The following is an 18,900-nucleotide window of genomic DNA, read 5'->3' as shown; positions in this document are numbered from 1 at the left end:
ATATATGTGTCCAGCCGGGAATACCCGGAAAATGAGCGCCCCTGCGTATAGCGGGGCGTTTTCGCATATGGCTGAACAGAGGAGAGCATCACTATGCCAACCCGAGTAGTCCGCTGGTTTCGGGCACTGACAGCCCCGTATCGACGCAGCATTCAGCTCAAGCTGATTTTGACGATGATCGTCCTTTCTGTGCTGCCAGTCATCGCCGTCACGGTGCTGGCTGCGGAAAAAAGCAGAGCGTCGATGGAAACCGAAGTGGTCGAGACGAACATGTCCAATATGAAATGGACAGGAGTCTATATCAGCGACCAGTTAGATCGTCTGAACCACCTGATTTACAGCATTCAGATCAGCCCCGATCTGAGCGATTATTTGAATGAGCGTGAGCCGGGCAATCTTTCCAGCCAATTTAATGCGCAGCGAAAAATGCTCAATACGCTGGCGAATGTATATTATTCGGCCGGGAGCCATGTCATCGGTATCCAGCTCTATTTGAAGCAGCCGCAAACGCTGTTTACCTTCAATGGAATGCAAAATGCCATTACGACAGTGAACGGTGTACCCCCTCAGTATGCCGAGATGTGGAAAGCGAATAAGGATTATTCGATTCGCACAAGCCACGCTGCCCCGGAACGATTTACACTGACCCGCAGTATTCGCCGTTTTGAGGATCAGAAGCAGACGGGAGCTATTTCGCTGGATGTGCTGTGGTCCCAATTTGATCAGACGCTGGGTTTGCTGGGGCGGGGAGACCAGCATCAGGTTTTTATTACAGGTTCAGATGGAAAGGTGATGTATCCGTCGCAGGTTCACCAGTCGCCTCCTGCGGAGGTACTAACAGCACTGCGTGATGTTCGGCCGGGTCCGGGAATGATCAAGACAGCCGGTAATTATGTATTTTATAATGATTTGGATGTGGTAGGGCTGCGGCTGGTCAAAATCGTACCTACTTCCTCCATTAACCACAGCGCTTTTTCGACCATGCTGTACGGGATTATTATAGGCGGGATCTCCATATTGGTTTCGATCTGCATTGCTGTTTTCATCGCATGGCGTACAGCACGTCCGATTGTCCATTTGGCGCGTTCGGTGCAGGAGCTGGATATGATCAAGGGACCTGCCGGAGAACCCAGTACACGCCCGGATGAGATTGGGTTGCTGGAAAGAAGTCTGCATGGCATGGCAGGACGAATCCGCGAGCATATCCAGACGGAATACAGTATGAATTTGCAAAAAAAGACGGCTGAGTTAAAAGCGCTCCAGGCGCAGATTCACCCCCATTTTCTGCAAAATACGCTGCAAATGATCGGTAGCATGGTATTTTCCCAAAAGCCGGAGGACACGTATGAGGTGATTCGGTCGCTGAGTGAGATGTTCCGCTACGTGGTACGGGAGCCGCAGGATATGGCCTCCTTACGCGCGGAAATTGACCATGTAGGCCACTATATGCGCATCCAGCAGCGGCGGTTTCCGCAACGACTGGTGTTTCAGGTGGAGACGGATGAACAGGCGCTGGATGTTCGTCTGCCCAAGCTGTCGCTTCAGCCGTTGCTGGAAAATGCGTTTCAGCATGGTCTGGATCGTAAGGCTGGAGCATGGCGGGTAGGAATCCGGGTGGAGATTATGAAAGAAGACCTATGCATTACAGTCTGCGATAATGGTAGCGGCATGGCACCCGACAGACTGGAAGAAGTACGGGCACGGCTGGAACATGCATCGGAGGAGCCGATCTGGGCACAGGGTAGCCATATCGGATTAAGCAATGTGGCTTCACGGATACGGATGAATTTTGGAGTGAATTACGGGGTGACGATAGACAGTGAGCCGGGGATCGGTACACGTGTCACCATCCGCATTCCATTCACATCAGCAGGGGAGGGAAAAGGATGATCCGGGTATTAATTGTCGACGATGAGCCGTGGAACCGGGATATTCTAAAGACGTTCGGCGCATGGGAAAGGCTTGGAATGTCGGTGGTTGGTGAGGCTGAGGACGGGGATGAGGCGTTCAGGCTGGCCGGAGAATTATCCCCGCAGATTGTGATTACCGACATGCGTATGCCGGGCGCGGACGGAGTGGAGCTGCTGCAAGCGCTGAATAACCATTTTCCCGATATGAAGATCATTGTCGTGAGCGGCTATGACGACTTCGCGTATGCCAAACATGCCATTCGGTACAAGGCCGTTGATTACTTGCTGAAGCCCGTCAATCCCGTCGAGCTGAATGCGGTGCTGCTTAAATGCAAAGACGATCTGGAAGCCAAGGCAGCGGAACAGCAGCAGGAGGCGGCGGAGCTGGACTATGAGTTCTTCCACAAGCTGTCCCGGTATAAGCAACTGCTGCGGCTTTATTTTAATGAGCTGAACCGGGAAGGCGTACAAATGACCTGCAAGCAAATCTTGCAGGAGCTGGAGAGCTACGGGGAACCCGGTCCACATATGCTGGGCAGGCTGGTGCAGGAGCTTCTTTCCCAGCTTAAAGAGCTGGCAGCGTCCAACGGGCTGGATACGCCCACTGCCAAGGCTGGATTTCCGCTTTCGCAGGACACGCTATCCTCTGCGGATCGTGCGCTGGAGTTCGTATCGACATGGTATGTGCAGGAGCTGGAGCAGCTCATTCGGCAGCGGAAGTATAAGAACAAGCTGAATCTGGAGGAGGTGCGGTGCTATATGGACAGCCACTTTGCCGAGCCGATTACACTGGAGCAACTGGCGAAAAACTTTTTTGTCAGCAAGGAGTATATGAGCAAGGTATTCAAGCAGGAGTATGGTCAAAATGTAACGGACTATATCGTGCAGCGGAGAATGGAAAAAGCGCGCGAGTGGCTGGCAGATAAACAGATTTCGATTAAAGCGGTGGCGGAGATGGCGGGATATGAGGACGTATCGTATTTCTACCGGGTGTTTAAAAAGCATTTTGGCATGGCGCCCGGTGAAATGAGGAAGGAGCACTGATGTAGAGATGATAACAGCCGTAGTTTAAAAAAATCCAACCCAACAGGCTAATGGTGTCCAATGGCAGAAGTGACCTCCCACCCTATAATGAAAGCGTATACAAAACAAGTAGCACAAAGGAATTAGCAGCCAGTGGGTCACAGTTATTTTCAACTTAGGGGAGGTCATTTTGCATGAAGATGTGGAAAGGTGTATTGAGCACAATGCTGGTTGGCACGTTGTTGGCCGGGTGTGGAGCGAATTCTTCAGGTAGTGACAGCAGCGGTTCCGGTGGAGACGGTAAAACGGTTAATCTCAAAATGTTTATCGCACAGCCCCGTTTGAAGGAGCATTACGATAAATATATTAACGCATTCGTAGCGAAGGAAAAGAAAGATAAAAATATCGACGTTACGGTCCAATTGGAGATGCCGCCTTCCGACAATGCAGCACAAATTTTGAAAACGAGACTTGCATCCAACGATGCCCCGGATGTGTTCGCCCTGCATGCGGTGAATGAAATCCCTCCGTTTTATAAAGCGGGCTATTTGGAGGACCTGTCCGGGCAGCCATTTGTCAGCAAATTGATGGATAGTGTGAAGCCTTCGGTGACGACGAAAGACGGCAAGGTCGTGGCAGTTCCTTTGGAAACGATTTCATGGGGCTACTTGTACAATAAAAAGATATTTAAGGACCTGGACTTGAAGCCACCGGGAACGCTGACCGAAATGAAGGCTGTGGTCGAGAAGCTGAAAGCGAATAATGTGAAGCCGTTCCTGCTGTCCTACAAGGAATCCTGGATTCCACAGTTGTTCGTGCCACTGACAGCGGGTGCGATGATGAATACACAGAACAAGGATTTTATCGAACGGATGAATCAGGACAAAGGCTCTTTTTCCGAAATGAAGAGTATGTTCGATATTATTGATCTGGTGAACAGCAACGGTACAGACAAGGCGCTGGAAATTGGCGGGGATGATGGATCGGCGGCCTTTGCTGCGGGGAAAGCAGCGATGTGGATTCAAGGGCCATGGTTTGCAGAAACGATTTTGAAATCTGATCCGAAGATGGATTTTGGGGTAGCCCCGCTGCCGATCAACGACGATCCGAATGCGACACTGATCAATCTGTCCACTTCGACTTCGCTGGCTGTATCCTCTACAAGCAAGAACAAGGAGGTTGCACTCGATTTTGTAAACTATGTGTTGGACGACAAGGATTCCAGCGCGTTCTATGAATCATTGAAATTCAACCCAATCTCTAAAGTGCATACGTTCAAAAGCTATCCTTGGGTCAATGACGCTACCGAGTATGTGAAAGCAGGCAAGTCGTATCAAGATCCGTCCATCCCGCAAGCGGTCAAGGATGAAGCAGGCAAATCGCTGCAATCCTATTATGCAGGCCAGCTCTCGCAGGATGACGTGATTAAGGCGCTGGATAAGGCATGGAAATCGTATAACAAAGTAAACAAGTAACGGAAACCTATAGAATTACATCAGGAGGGGGGAGACTCCATGCCCTTTAAAATCTATAAAAAATACGTGATGCTGCTGGCGTTTACCGCCCCGGCGCTGATCTTTTACGCCATCTTCCTGCTTATTCCAACGATCAGCGGTATGTACTACAGCTTTACAGACTGGAACGGATTGAATCCGAATTACAGCTTTATCGGCTTGGGAAACTTTGTCGAGGCGCTGAAGGAAGACCCGGATTTTCTCAATTCCCTCTGGTTCACGCTCAAATATGTACTGGTCATGATTGTACTGCAAAATGTGCTGGCGTTAGCTCTGGCGGTGCTGATTGAATCACGTACACGTACCAAAGGATTTTTTCGGACGATATTTTTTATGCCCAATATGATCAGTACCATTATTAGCGCATTTATGTGGACGTTTGTTTTTTCCTCCGTGCTGCCGCAGATTGCCGAAAAGACAGCTATCGCCTTTTTGGGCCAATCGTGGCTGGGCGATCCGAAGGTATCTTTCTTTTCCATCATTATTGTGTCGCTCTGGAATGGTGTCGGCTATATGATGATCATTTATCTGGCTGCGCTTCAGGGTGTACCGCAAAGCTTGAAGGAGGCCGCTATTATTGATGGGGCGAACGCGTTCCAGACGTTAAGAAGTGTGACGCTGCCGATGATTACCCATGCGATTACCATCTGTTTCTTCCTGACGCTGAACGGTGCCTTCAAGGTCTACGAGGTCGTCTATGGACTTACTGGCGGAGGGCCGGGGCGCAGTACGCAGGTGATTACGATGAACATTTATGAGGAGGCGTTTTCCAACAACTTCCGTTATGGTTATGCAAGCGCCAAATCCGTTATTTTGTTCGCCATCGTGCTGATCTTCACGCTGATCCAGTTACGTGTGATGAAGAAGAGGGAGGTGGAGGCATGAGTCTGAAAAAAGCCAACTCCTTGTTGATTACCCTGCTCCTCTGCGTGGGCGCTGTGGTGTCCTTCTTCCCGATCTACATGGCGGTGATTAATTCCTTTAAAACGCAGGGTGAGATGTTCACATCCTTTACGTCGCTGCCGACAAAGCTTCATTTTGAAAATTACAGTCAGGCTTTTCACCAGACTCATTTGCTGAACAGCGCCCTCAATTCCACGATCATTTCTTTTATTGGAATAGGCGGCATCGTGATCTGTTCGGCGCTGGCGGGCTACAAGCTCTCTCGTACACGAGGGAAAATGAGCAGTGCGATCTTCTTCCTGTTTGTCGCATCCATGCTGGTACCGTTTCACTCCATTATGATACCGCTTACACGGATGGCGAAGGATTTGTCTGTCCAAGGGAGTACGTATGGTTTGGCACTGATCTATATCGGTTTGGGTGTGAATATGGCGATCTTTTTATATCATGGATTCGTCAAATCCATCCCGCGTGAGCTGGAGGAATCGGCGCAGATGGATGGCTGTAATGAGTTCCAAACGTTCTTCCGGATTATATTTCCTTTGCTGCTGCCGATCACTGTCACCATTGCGATTTTGGATTTCCTGTGGATTTGGAACGACTTTTTGCTTCCGTTGTTGATGTTGACGGATGTGAACCACTACACCCTGATTCTTTCGACAAACATGCTGTTCGGGGAGTATAACAAGGAATGGTCGCTCATTCTGGCTGCACTTGTGCTGACCTCCATCCCGGTTATCCTGATCTATTCGTTCTTCCAAAAATTCATCATGGAGGGCATTGCGGAGGGAGCGATTAAGGGATAAAGTGGAAAGCCTTCCTATCAACAAGGAAGGCTTTTTTTCTGAATCAGCTTTTTTCGCGCCAACGTTTCAATAAAAAGATTGGAAGGGTTACAAACAAAATTGCAAAGGCTACAATGATCCACCACTGAGGGTCAATGATATACAACACGACTCCGATCAGCAGGACTGTTGTTATTATGGAAATTCTCACTTTCAACATTGTTCTCTTACTCACCCTAGCTTCTAATTTTGGCAGCATTATGAGGGTGATTGCAGTCAGCGCCGCAAAAAATATGGAGGTGAATGAATTATAGATAATATCAGCTCCTATAGGACTTACAATAGTTCAACGTTTTATTGTGGAGGCACGTGTAGGTTATTGACCACCCATAGGTTTAAAAAGAAACAGAGAATAAAGATCGCTAAAATGGCTACGACAATGATTAAAATAGTTTTCTTATTCATTTTCCAAGTTAGATTCTAAAAACTCGATCCCAACAGTATCTATCATTTTAAAATCCCCCTTCAATGCACAGTAAGTACGATTATCGAGCAAAGTCAACTATCCCTCAGCCATTTTTTGAGTGACTTCTATTTTTACTCCAGCTATACAGGATGCGAACGATAACGACTGCACATCCAACAATAAGGACTGTTGTATGCCATGTCCACGCCTGTAGTCCGCTAAGGAATACAGGAGTTACACCCAAAGCGACTGCAAAAACAAGTCCTATAATGGTTACTATATCTGGAGCTTTGCTGTCCTTTCCTCTAGATCTCTTAAAGATGTTAAACAGTAAACTGCCAGCAAGGATTAAAACAAGGATCACAAACAAATAGATATTCATTAAATCACCCCTTAGTTACTTGAAATATCGTAGTAACCGACATGTAAATTGAGGGTTACACCTCGTCCCTGGTTGTTGGCTTCGATGATAGCGGCTGGCAAAGTCGTTCCTTGTAATCCAGGCACTGCCGCCATTAAAGCAAAGACCAGAGACGATGTGAACTGTATATTTTTAGCTTATAATAAAAAGTAAAAGCGAAATTATTATCAAAGTTAGATATATAATAGAAATCAGTTTTCCGATCATAGCTCCAAATTCTTTAGGATTTTTATATCCAATGATCAAACTAGGAATAAAGAAAATACTGGATAGAAAAATGGTGTAGTGAAACCCAGTATTATCAACACTGTTAGACCATGCGGGCAATCCTAAGAAGGAAAGCAACTGGTCCCCGAATATGTAATTGCCAAATTCAAAAGAAACAGCCATGCCAAGAAGAGATAAAAGCAGTGAAAGTGATCCCCAACCTATTTTTTTTTCGTTTTTCCTCAACAATTTGAAGATAATTAGTAAAATCGCAATGGCTTGTATGCTGTACGTCAATATTGATAAAAAAGAAAGCTCCATGAAGGACCTCCTTGAAATTATTTGTCTATGTATTATATGAAGTAAAGTCTACAAACAATACTGGTGGCCCTTAAAGATGTGTTAGAAGCCACCAGTAAAAACTAATTTATTGTTACATAATGAGAGCCAGTTACACTTTCACTGTATACTGTCCCAACACCTTGAAAGAAAATAACTAAACTATATCTTCCAGAGCCCTTTGTTAGCCACTTTTTGTTGTAATAGCTATTTTTTTGTTTTATTATCTCTGCCTTTTCTCCAGCCATACAGGATGCGTCCAATAACAAGAGCAGAACCAAGCACAACGACTGTATAGTGCCAAGTCCACTCTTGTATGCCACTGAGAAAGACAGGAGTGATGCCTAACGCCAGTCCGATCACTAATCCTATAATTGTTACTACATCAGGCGCTTTACTACCTTCTCCTTGTCTTTTCTTAAAGATATTAAATAGTATGTTGCCAGCAATGATTGCAATAAAAAGGACAAGCAAATATATATTCATAAATTATGATCCTCAGTTCTTAGTTACTTGTTACTTCGAAGTATCCGGGTGAAAATTAATAGTTACACCTCTTCCGTTATCGTTAGCCTTCAACCGATTTAGCACCAACGAAACTCCACTACTAAGTATTACCGATGGTACGCAGCATCCGAGAGAGTTAATGCATCCCCCCACCAGTACCAATTACCATGCATATTCGTACCAATCTCTTTGTAGTTAGGATTTGCGACAAGTTCCCCGTTTTTTTGTTTGCAAAATCCCGCTTTTAAGTTGTTCATTTACAGATTCAACAGCTTTTGAGTAGTTATCAAAGACCTTTTCGCTAACCACTTCTTTCATTACTAAACACAACCGTAACATAGATAAGGAATCATTTGTATAATTATTTTGAATAAAATGTAAAATCATACTAAGGTACCATACTACCACATTTATCCTTTCGTTTATAAAATTTCTCTCATCAAAGGCATATATTTCTATCTTTATGAAAATAAGGATCATATGTCTTGGAGGGGTGTATACTTTGAATGACGCGGCAATGAAAAGAAATTTAGATAGCCTAGGGAGAGTTGTAATCCCAGTGGAAATAAGAAATCGATTGGGTATCAACAAGAATACAGAAATGGAGTTTTTCATAACTGAAAGCGCTATTGTTATGCGTAGATCAGAAAGTGAATCATGTCTCCTATGCGGGGAAAACAAACAACTCATTCGCTTCAAAAAATCTTATGTATGTATCTACTGTGCAAATGGCCTCAAAGGGTACCCAATCCCAGAAAATCAGCTACCTTCTACATCAGAAGATATTCAAAATGTATCTGATGCACAAATGGTTAAGCTCCTGTTAGACCTCATGAAACAATATCCCGGTGCTTCCATGAAAACCTACGCGCAGCTATTGAAGATTTCACCAACTTATGTCTCTTTCCTTAAAAGTAAGACGACTGAATTAGATCCCCCTAAGTAAGACTAGGTGTTACAATAAATGGGCGAGCGACCTCACCACAAGTTTCTCGCCCAGAACCATTGATTGCTTGAGTACACTAGCGTGACCAAAGCCATGTTTATTTTGGAGATCATACAGTTGTTGTCTAGCTACTTCTACCGCTAACACAAAAGACCTCCTATAATTAAGGAAGCCTTTTGTGTTTGACCGCTGTGATAGAGCCTACAATAATTCAACTGTAAGTACGAAAAAGCATAAAGTCAAGTCCTATGGTGTTACGTTAGTAACAAACTGAGAAATTCCTACAATAACCAAGAAAATGTAGATTAAAACAATTCCCAAAACAGAGAACCCTACAATCTTCCATACTTTTTTCTTATTCATTAATCTCCTTGACTATTAGTTAGGGACAACACGAATGTTATTGACCACCCATACGTTTAAAAAGAAACAGAGAATAAAGATCGCTAAAATGACTCCGACAATGATTAAAATAGTTTTCATTAGTTAATTAAAATCCCAAGTATGGTTAGCTAATGTCTCCTGTGTACTGACCAGTAGTACCCCAAGCTTCGCCTCTAACTTCGTTACCGTTGGCTCTGAATTGAATTACATATTTTCCTGAAGGCATCCCATTAGGGAATGAATTAACGCTAGTCCACGTTAATGTGTCTCCTTTGCCAACAGTTTTATAGACATACTCTTTCCCGTTACCTTGCAAGCTCCAAGTGAGATTTGATGTTCCTGAATTCCGAACTTTAATCCTTACATGTCCATAACCTTTTTCAACAATTAAGCTCATCGTCGGACTTGTCCCACCAAGAAGCTCATGTACCTCTTGACCAGTTTGTTGGATAACTATACCTCCATGATCCTTCGATACTTCAATTCCCGTAACTGGTGCGGCAGAAGCAGCCAGCGGAGCTACTGCTGTAAGAGCCAATACACCTGTAAGGATAATTGCTGTACTTTTCAATTTTAACATACTAGCACGTCCTTTTCTATTTTTTGTATTACTACACAACAGTAACATATATAAGGTATCATTTGTATATTTTTATTGAAAAAAATGTAAAATGATGCTAAAGCATTATATAACCACATTTATCCTTTATATTATGAAATTCCATTCATTAAAATTGAAGGAGTGAACACATTGAGTGACGCGTTAATGGTAAGAAATTTAGACAGTTTGAGGAGAATTGTGATCCCTGTAGGAATAAGAAGGCGACTTGGCATTAACACGGATACGCCAATGGAGTTTTTCACTACGGAGGATTCCATCATCATGTATTAAGTAGGTAACTTATGTACATTTTCTCAAAAATAAATCAGAGGAGTGATGTCTTCACTAAGGCTATGCACTACATAAAAGGTGAGTAGTACCCCCAAAGGTTACTCACCCAAATCAGCTACATTTAAACAGTCGGATTTTTTTTACGTCTATAATAAGTGTATTGATATTGATTGATAAGTTCGTCCAGAACCATTGATTGTTTGAGTACACTAGCGTGACCAAAGCCATATTTATTTTGGAGATCATGCAGTTTTTGTCTAGCTGCTTCTACATGGTGACTCAAAATGTTGTCGGTTTGCATCACAGTTCCCCCTTTGTACTCTTATTTTAGGGATTCATGTGGAAACCATTGAAAAGTAAATGTTTGGTACATGTTCTATATATTCCAAAGAGAAAAGACGTACTCTAAGAGTACGTCCCTTAATTCACTTCATCTAAAATGGGTTACATTTCGCCGTGGTATGTCGGTTGATAGCTGGACCCTTTATCTTGAAGTTGTAAGGGAACAGTTACTATCGCTACTAACATAAAGCTGGTTACTAAAAAGGTTAACAGTATTTTACACTTCATCTTTATCCACCTCATTAATGATATTTTTGTAGGCTTTCTTTGTATCAGATGACGCATAATCATGATAAGACTCAAACAGGCTCATACATTTAATTATATGCGATTTATTATTGATTAATGTAGATTTTTCCAAACAACTAAATAAAAATTTGAAGCCATCAGTAAATTTTCCTTTGGTCAAATAATAGGCTGATAATTCCTTGGAAAAATGTATAAAGCGTTCTGTTATGAATCGTTGAGTATAAAAACTTTCAACTTTTTGTTGCTCCAGATAAGATGAAATATCTGCTTCGAATTGCTTTAGAATATCATCTACATCAAAATGATATCGGTTAGCAGCCTCAAGGATGTTATCAAGCGCGGGAAGAACCTCATCTTTTCTTGAAGAAATATAAGCTACATAATCGGGAAGCACGTTCCTGTCGCCCGAAAGAAGCTTATTTACATACATATTTACTACTGCCCAATCCTCATAATTCTTTTTCCATTTCAAGGTTTCTTCATCCGTATCCGTTACCCAGCTTAAATTAGCATACTTTTTAATATGATAAAATGCCTGTTCGTAATCTCTTCTTTCGCCACAGGCTTGCATTCGAAGTAAATGTGAGAAAGCCCAGTAAGCAAACAAAGGGAAGCTTGGCTCCTTTGAATTTTCTTTTTTTGCTCGATGTTGCTGTTTGCTCAATTTGTATTGAATCTCAGCCTTTTCTCCCAAAGCTTTAGCGAATAATTCTACTTTGTCCCATTTACGCAACGAACGATATGTATTCGCTAAAGCTTTTAGCCCATCTAGCTGATCTAGTTCGTCTAAACGATCAACGTAGGTTCCAAACTGCACGGCTGCTTCATAGTTTTTTTCTTGGTTATCCCCTTGCCTGCTCTGAAACAGACGGTACTGACATAGAGCCAAGCGCTCCGAGTGCTGCTTATTCTCACTTAGAGCCACGTTTTCATAAAGTATAGCCGCTGCCTCATACAAACCGTCTTCAAATAGTTTCTCAGCCAGTTCAAATAATGGAGTAGCATAGCCCAACTTATCCAATAACATATTCACGACTTGCTGAATACAATCCAATTTATTCAATTTTGCACAACTTTCCAAAAAAGGACTCATTCTTCGCCAGTTGGGGTCGGCATCGGCCAAGTACTCAGAAATATAGTGCTCATAATAATAACCAATAGGGTGTCCCATTGTTTCTGTGATTCGATCCAATTGGTAGACTGAGAGCTTGCGATTTCCATTGACGAAGCCGCTAATTGTGCCGGGATTCATATTGCATGCCCTGGCTAAATCGCTAACACCTAATTTTTTTTCTTTCATGTACTTCATCAGTTCTGTGAGTATCGTGGTTGTATTGGACAAAATAAACCACCCCTTTAAATAAATAGGATATCAATCATTTTAAAATAAGAACATCAAAATCAAATGGTAAAATGTCAGTTTCGGAAATGAGTATACCATCTTTTGGGATATTTTTGTATACCTTTCAATGGTTTACTTTATATATACATAATAATTTTTGGGATTTTTCGAATTCAACTAATCTTACGGCGTTTGGTAGTGCATCGGTCCATTTGAATCTGCAACAGCGATCGTAAGATCAAATGGAACGCGGAGCGGCCACAGCCATACAATATTTCATCTGAATGTCAAAGGGGATGATTATGTTGGCTACCTTCTCGGCCGCCCTTCAAGTGAAAAAGCGGATGGCCAAGCGAGTCTTAAAAATGTCCGGTGTCCACGGCATCGGCGTAGGGTATAGGGACCCTGCTCGTCCCAAAAGGGGGGCCGCTGTCATTGTGTACACAGATCGGCTGGCCACGGCCTCTACCGGACTTCTGTCGGCCACAGCACTAGGCAAGCAAACGAGCGTTCCTGTCCGGATTGTAAAGTCTGGAAAGATGAAAGCCCATGCTACGGACTACATGACGCGTATACGCCCGGTCATCGCCGGCTACAGTGTCGGAACGATTGAAGGCTCCGGTACGACCGGGCTGATCGTTGCCCCAACTGGAGCGCCGGCTACACGTTATCTTTTCAGCAATAACCATGTACTCAATCCCTCCAATACTGACAATCGGGGGGCTACGCTTCAGCCAGGCGGAGCCGATGGGGGGACGGATACCCGAGATCGTATAGGGCGGTTGTATCGTTATATACGCCTGAACCCAACAGGAACCAATTTCATTGATGCGGCGCTTTCCTTGCCGACCCGCAACAGCTCGCTTAATCCGCGTTACGCTACGATAGGAGTTGTCCCGGGTCATGTGACCGCTTATCGTGTAGGAGAAAAATTCAAAAAGGTGGGGCGCACGACCGGATTGGTGAATGGTACGGTAGAGTCCGTCTACACGGATCTGCAAATTAATTACGGTGGAAGCTTGGGGCTGCTGACCTTCCAGGATCAGACTGTTATTAGAGGCACTACCCCTGTATCGCTGCCAGGGGATTCCGGCTCTGTCTGGCTCAGACAGTCGGATAATTATGCGGCTGCGGTCAATTTTGCAGGCACGGCAGACGGTCGTCTGTCCATTGCTTTCCCGGTACAGTGGTTCATGCAGGCGTTTAACACACGGGTAGCCCGCCCCGTAGGGGCAGGCAAGGTGCGCAGAGTAGATACAGGATCATCCCCACGCTCTTATACAAGACAGCTCACCAGCGAGGAATTGGCACGTTTGAAGCCAAGAACAACGCGGATTAAACAGAGCTAATACCCCGCAAGTGAAATCATAGTCGCTTGCTTACAAGCCAATCGTAAAGCTGCGTGTGAACGGCTTCGCCAACTCATCATAATCCCGAAGCTCGATCGTAAAGGTGTAGCTGTTTTGCGACTGGCTGGCGGATACAGTACCGCTGATCGTTCCGGTAAAGCGGTCGAGTGTCAGCCCGGTAGGCAGATTGCCGCTTTTCAGTGTCCAGTCGTAGAAGGGGACCCCACCCTTGGCTGTCAGTTGTTGGCTGTAGCTTTGTCCTTTGACGGCTTTGGGCAAGGAGGCTGTGACGATTTCCGGTTCGAGGAAAGGTGTCAGCTTGCGGTTCAGCTTCCAGCCTGCTTTCTCGGCTATGAGCAGCGTCAGCTTGTTCAGCATCCAGCGGCGTACCGGGAATTCTGCCACCCAGCCTGCGCTTTGTCCGCTGAGACGGTCCCAGTATTGCCGATCCGCCGGGATGTGATAGCTTCCATCTAGCGGAACCCGGACGCCTTGGTACGCTTCAACGACGGAGTCGGCACCGCCGCTACTGTGGTAAGTATTCATTCCCACCCATGAATCACTGAAGGCGACGGCATGGCCGAACTCGTGCATAATGAGGCCATATACGTCTGTCACCTGAGTCAGATCGGTTTTGTACCAGTCGTCGTCATTCAGCGAGGTGAATACCTGAGCATCTGGATAAAAATCCAGTGCGGTTCCCAACGAACGATGAATGGGACCAGGAACGCGGACGCCGTTTTTCGTGTGGTAATAACCACTGTTACCAGGCCATCCAGTCGAATAAGGGCCGTCGATACCGCGCAGGAAAATCCATTCTCCATTATAAGGGGCGTTATTCGTGCCAATCGTATGCCCGTTCCAGTCGTTGTTGGGAATATAGTTGCGTTCAGCTCCAGCGGGAACAGTATCGAACGGCTGGACATCGAAGAAGTAGAACCAGTCCTTAATCGCCTGTTCGGCCGCCTTACGAGTACCTGGATCGTCAAAATAGTGATTGACCGTATCGTAGCGATAATCGAACACCAATGGGAATTTGGTATCCTGATTATCGTCCTGATCCCATACCCGGATCGGAATGGTATGGGTCCGTGTGGCCCCCGCGCTGTCTGCAATGGTGAGATACAACGTATAGTGCTCAATCTCGTCCGGGCCACCGTTGCGGTCAGGTGCAACCTCCAGCTTAAAATCCTTTCTCTCGGATGCATTGTTAAAATTTAGCACCTTCGTAGCGCCAGTGGCAGATAACGTACTGGGCAGATTCATCATAAGCCGGGACGTTCCCTGCGCCTTAAGCGTGATGCTGATCGGATACGCCGCACTGGCAGGGGGCTTCACGGTCAGGTTGATGAACGGATTGGCGATATAGCCTTGCCAATCCACCAGTTCAACGCCGTACCAGTTAATAATCCGTCCGAAGCGGTCAATCACCTCGGCATCGCTGCCAATTGCTTGCGGGGATACGGCGGAACCCGAGACTTGTGCGGTTTCTGTTTCAAGGAGAGCCTCATTTATCGAAGCAGAAGCAGTACCGCATGAATCACAGTCAACACTTGCCGACAGGGGTGGTCTTGCATGTTCTTTACACATGGCGGAATCCTCCTCATAAGCCGGACGGCCTCTAAAACGGGCAGCAACAAGGCTTCCACGTGAGCCGCCCGCCTTTTTTACTCAAATGAATAGGGCATAAAACCATTCATAGCTTGAATGATTCACGATACAAATCATTCACGGCACGAATCATTCACAACTTAAAAAGTTAATGGTATAAAATAATTACATCCGCTTAATCTGCTCCTTCAGCATACGAACTGGATACCATTTTAGGGTCTGCAACAGCGTTGCTTACCGAGGCCAAGCTGCGAATCTCCTGAGCTGTCAGCGCTCTGTTGTAGATGATCAGCTCATCTACTGCCCCGTTCAGATAAGGATCATCAAACTGGGATTTTCCAATATAGTTCCGGTCCGTCAGCCCAAGGCTGGACGGCTTTAACGTCATGTTCGTATTTCGCGTCGCTTCTATACCGTCTACATACATAATTCCCGTGTTGTCCGACAGTGTCACGGCCACATGTTTCCAGACCCCTGTCGCCAGTTCCGGGGCATTTAACTGCTGTTCCTCCCCGTTACCCGAGACGGTGATGGCAAAGCGCATACCTGTCCCTTCGGCCTTGGGTGCCAAAAACATATACCGATCCGTGCCTGCCCCAAAATCAAACAGGCGGGCCCAGCCGTTATGGGTGTTCACCCGTACCCAGGCCGCAATCGTAAAATCGTTAACGCTGCTGACCAGACCACCTGGCAGGCTGGCATAGGTGGCTGTTCCGTTTAAGAGCAGAGCATTGCCGTTCCGTCCAACGCCCCACGAGCCGCCGTTCACATTAGCCTGCTGCCCATTGCCTGACAAATCGGCTGCGGTAGATCCGCTTGTTTCATTAAAATCATATTGGGCTACAACGTCTCCGGCTGGAGTCGGATTACCTGAGCCTGTCTGAATACGGATATCGTAGGAGGCCGCCGTACCGATATTCAGTCTGACCGTAGCCGATGAGCCGTTAACAGCTGTGACGGAGCCGGTTTTCGTTCCGTCTACGAGCACGTCATACGTACCTGCGGCCAGTCCGGTCAAGGTCAGGATGGTGGAGTGGGCTGTGCCCGTTGTTGTATTTTTCAGCGTCAGACGGACGTTATTTTTGGATTTGGCCACGATAGCCGAGGTGTATTGGTCCCGATTCAGTTCCAGACTCAGCTTTTGGGAGATCAGATGCAGCCGCTGGAATACACCGTCCTTGGGAGTGATCGTATAGTTGTTACCGCTTTCTGTAACGTCACAGCCATAGCCATACAAGCCGAAAATGGGATCGACAGCAATGTCCGAGCTTAGAACTTTAATTGCTCCGAACAGCCCCAAATCCGCTTCCCCGGACATGCCGCGCCAGCCGTTGAAGAGCGGACCGCCGTCCAGACCAAGAGCACCGTAATTGCCCTTTCCCGCCTGATACGTCCACGATACCGCGCCGATATTGGCTGGATCGGAGTTGATCTGTCCCGAGTTAATCGCCCCGATGTTAGCGAGCTTAGCGGCATAGGACAAGCGTTGATCCACTTCGGGCTTGGATGAATAACGGCGTGTCCAGTCATCCATCGCGTAGCCTGCCAGCGAGGTGGTGTACTGGAAGTTCCACCAATTTTCCCCGGTAATCGTGACCGGATCGGCGTAGTAGTACCACACAGGCATATGTCCGCGTGCGGCGCGTGTTTTGGCGTTGATTTTACTCATCATCGTCGTATTGCTGTTCATTTTGGCGAGCGTATATACCGCTTCCTCACCTGTATTGTCATAGTTATACTCGGAGCCGTAGGGATAGGTGGTGTTTTTGAAATTGTTGTACTTGGTAGCCATTTTGGCGATCAAGTCGTTAGCCTCGGTGGTCAAGCCTTCTTCCTGTAGCGCTTTAATGATATCCGGCGTGGTCAGTTCACCCATGAGCCCTGTGTTCCAGTTGTAGGCGACAGGGCCTTCATACAATGCCTTGAAAATACGATAAGCGCGCAGCAAATACGTGTTTTTGCTATTGCGGTAGCTAATCAGGTTCGGATACAGCTTGGCGAGCTTATACATGCTGAAAAACGTGTTGTAAATATGCGGATAGGCATAGCCCCGGTACGTCGGTGTTGTGTTGGGCTGCGGCATCAGGAAATCGGGAACCAGATAATCGGTATGATGGCCTTCCATCAGATTTGTCCAGACGGCAACCTCCAGATAATCATCGACTGCTTTAATCTCGGATGCCACGGGCTTCTGAACGTTTCTCTCAGCCAGGAACTGGCCATGGGTTAATCCCCAATCGTCACCCCAACCCCAGTAGCCTGCAAAGCTGTTGCGCTTGGCCTTATATTGCATCATCCAGTCGTCAAACACCTTGTCCCGCAGGTCGCCCGGCATATTCCATTGGGTGCTGTTGACCATGAAGGTAGAGTGGCGCTGAAGTGCAGCATCGACTGGCTCGATGGCATAGAATTGGAGAACGGTTTTTTCGCCGTTACCGTAGTTCACGATAATATTGTTGTGCCCCAGTCGTCCCAGTGTAAGTTCATATATTTTATGGTTTGTAGGGGCTGTTTCCAGATAGCTGATGGTCGTTTCGGACGGGTATTGCGCTGTGACAGAGGTAATGGATTTGCTGGTATGCAGATCGAATTTAGCCTTGAGATTCGTCGGGAAAATCATGCCCGGAACCACGGTCACATCCACATGTCCCTCGCTGTACAGCCTGTCCTTCACGGCCTGCTCGTCCGCTACCTTGTAAAATTTAAAGGCATACGTTTTGCTTTCGCCTGGAGCCAGCGACAGACTGGTGTTGGAAAGATAGCCACGGTTGGTGCTCTTGATGACATTGGAGTGGATATAGAACACATTTAGTCCTTCGGACCAGCCGCCTTGCTCCATAGCCCACGTGCTGCCCGGGTGCTCCTCGACTCTCCAATGGTCCTGATATTCGAGACTTGCGCCTGTAGAGGAATCAGGGGCTAGCAGTAGATAAGGCCCGATGCCGCTAGGCCGTCCAGCGGTAATAAAAGAGCTGTTATGCCCTACAAAGGAGTGGGAAAGTACCCTTGTTTCATAGATTTGTTCGTTATTGCCGCCGGACCAATACTCGTTAAACGGCAGCGGAAGCCCCCAATCTCCGATTTCCAGCGTTTGATTGGAAGTGTTCGTTACTTTCATCTGCCAATGCAGGTAATCGTTAACCAGCGAATACGTTTCATTTAATGTAAAATTACGTATTCCCTGATTGTTTGACGAATTTTGATACGATACCTGAACACTACTGCCGGATGAGGTGATCGTCCGTGCATCCGCAGAGTTGCTTGTCCATGCCCGAGTCCACGCCCCGTTACCGAGACGGTAGGTAAACATGAGTTCACCAAGCCACTGATGATCTGCCGTATTTTGTTTGGGTGCGTTGGAGCTGTTCATGACATAGTTCGTATTGAATGTGTCTCCTACCAGACGTAAGGAAGAGATATCCCCGTAATCTCCGACCGAGATGGAGAACATATTATTAGATAGCTGTACTGCCATGCTATCAACCCCCTTAAAAAAAGGTTCGTGAGTATACTCACAACGTTAATATATGTGGCAGAAATGCTTTTGCTACGCTATGTGTGGAGATTGATAGAAAATAGATTCGTATATTAGGGTACAGGAACGATAGATTGTAATAGTGGCTAGGTGGCGGGTTTCATTCGTGAAATTTCGAATCAGACCAATCTGCTCAGTTAGGAGCTAAAGGGGTTTGTTAACAAAATCATTACCT

Annotated in this window: 15 protein-coding genes; 7 read left to right on the top strand and 8 right to left on the bottom strand. The window is 46.1% G+C overall.

Annotated elements, in window-relative coordinates; genetic code table 11:
• The first annotated feature begins 93 nt into the window (after positions 1–93).
• From ABH897_RS15830 to ABH897_RS15810, 5 genes are all read left to right on the top strand, one after another.
• The gene (locus tag ABH897_RS15830; protein ID WP_283654585.1) at positions 94–1,890 is read left to right on the top strand and encodes a sensor histidine kinase; all 1,797 of its coding nucleotides are present in this window, start codon (positions 94–96) and stop codon (positions 1,888–1,890) included.
• Positions 1,887–2,954, top strand: a complete 1,068-nt coding sequence (locus ABH897_RS15825; protein ID WP_283654586.1) for a response regulator transcription factor — start codon at positions 1,887–1,889, stop codon at positions 2,952–2,954. Before ABH897_RS15830 ends, ABH897_RS15825 begins: the two co-directional genes overlap by 4 nt.
• A gap of 173 nt (positions 2,955–3,127) precedes the next feature.
• Entirely contained in the window at positions 3,128–4,408 is a 1,281-nt protein-coding gene (locus ABH897_RS15820) for an ABC transporter substrate-binding protein (RefSeq protein ID WP_283654587.1), read from the top strand.
• Between the two features lie 39 nt (positions 4,409–4,447).
• A complete protein-coding gene (locus ABH897_RS15815; RefSeq protein WP_044645320.1) occupies positions 4,448–5,332 on the top strand; it encodes a carbohydrate ABC transporter permease in 885 nt (294 codons plus the stop codon).
• The gene (locus tag ABH897_RS15810) at positions 5,329–6,156 is read left to right on the top strand and encodes a carbohydrate ABC transporter permease (protein ID WP_404592377.1); all 828 of its coding nucleotides are present in this window, start codon (positions 5,329–5,331) and stop codon (positions 6,154–6,156) included. Before ABH897_RS15815 ends, ABH897_RS15810 begins: the two co-directional genes overlap by 4 nt.
• Positions 6,157–6,704: 548 nt before the next feature.
• Here ABH897_RS15810 and ABH897_RS15805 read toward each other — a convergent pair.
• From ABH897_RS15805 to ABH897_RS15795, 3 genes are all read right to left on the bottom strand, one after another.
• Positions 6,705–6,983, bottom strand: coding sequence for a hypothetical protein (locus ABH897_RS15805; protein ID WP_283654589.1), 279 nt, complete (start codon positions 6,981–6,983; stop codon positions 6,705–6,707).
• Between the two features lie 171 nt (positions 6,984–7,154).
• Positions 7,155–7,550: a hypothetical protein gene (locus ABH897_RS15800; protein ID WP_283654590.1), complete on the bottom strand. Its 396-nt coding sequence runs from the start codon at positions 7,548–7,550 to the stop codon at positions 7,155–7,157.
• Between the two features lie 225 nt (positions 7,551–7,775).
• A complete protein-coding gene (locus ABH897_RS15795; protein ID WP_044645315.1) occupies positions 7,776–8,054 on the bottom strand; it encodes a hypothetical protein in 279 nt (92 codons plus the stop codon).
• 523 nt (positions 8,055–8,577) lie between these two features.
• On the opposite strand from ABH897_RS15795, the gene ABH897_RS15790 reads away from it, so the two are divergent.
• Positions 8,578–9,021: an AbrB/MazE/SpoVT family DNA-binding domain-containing protein gene (locus tag ABH897_RS15790; protein WP_044645313.1), complete on the top strand. Its 444-nt coding sequence runs from the start codon at positions 8,578–8,580 to the stop codon at positions 9,019–9,021.
• A gap of 508 nt (positions 9,022–9,529) precedes the next feature.
• Here the strand turns inward: ABH897_RS15790 and ABH897_RS15785 are convergent.
• The 3 genes from ABH897_RS15785 to ABH897_RS15775 form a co-directional block, all read right to left on the bottom strand.
• On the bottom strand, positions 9,530–9,985 hold the full coding sequence (locus ABH897_RS15785) for a hypothetical protein (RefSeq protein WP_283654591.1): 456 nt from the start codon (positions 9,983–9,985) through the stop codon (positions 9,530–9,532).
• Between the two features lie 433 nt (positions 9,986–10,418).
• Positions 10,419–10,598: an aspartyl-phosphate phosphatase Spo0E family protein gene (locus ABH897_RS15780; protein ID WP_134911264.1), complete on the bottom strand. Its 180-nt coding sequence runs from the start codon at positions 10,596–10,598 to the stop codon at positions 10,419–10,421.
• 258 nt (positions 10,599–10,856) lie between these two features.
• Positions 10,857–12,230, bottom strand: a complete 1,374-nt coding sequence (locus ABH897_RS15775) for a helix-turn-helix domain-containing protein (RefSeq protein WP_283654593.1) — start codon at positions 12,228–12,230, stop codon at positions 10,857–10,859.
• 302 nt (positions 12,231–12,532) lie between these two features.
• Between ABH897_RS15775 and ABH897_RS15770 the strand changes: the two genes are divergently transcribed.
• Positions 12,533–13,579, top strand: a complete 1,047-nt coding sequence (locus ABH897_RS15770) for a hypothetical protein (RefSeq protein WP_283654594.1) — start codon at positions 12,533–12,535, stop codon at positions 13,577–13,579.
• A gap of 30 nt (positions 13,580–13,609) precedes the next feature.
• On the opposite strand, the gene ABH897_RS15765 is transcribed toward ABH897_RS15770, so the two are convergent.
• Both ABH897_RS15765 and ABH897_RS15760 read right to left on the bottom strand, forming a co-directional pair.
• Positions 13,610–15,169: an Ig domain-containing protein gene (locus tag ABH897_RS15765; RefSeq protein WP_283654595.1), complete on the bottom strand. Its 1,560-nt coding sequence runs from the start codon at positions 15,167–15,169 to the stop codon at positions 13,610–13,612.
• Positions 15,170–15,365: 196 nt separating this feature from the next.
• Positions 15,366–18,665: a DUF5695 domain-containing protein gene (locus tag ABH897_RS15760; RefSeq protein WP_404592376.1), complete on the bottom strand. Its 3,300-nt coding sequence runs from the start codon at positions 18,663–18,665 to the stop codon at positions 15,366–15,368.
• Between the last annotated feature and the right edge of the window lie 235 nt (positions 18,666–18,900).

It is taken from the genome of Paenibacillus sp. RC73 (assembly GCF_044908085.1).
In the GTDB taxonomy this organism is placed as follows: Bacteria; Bacillota; Bacilli; order Paenibacillales; family Paenibacillaceae; genus Paenibacillus; species Paenibacillus terrae_A.
The sequence above is the reverse complement of the archived record's forward strand: the minus strand, read 5'-3'. Positions and strand labels throughout refer to the sequence as shown.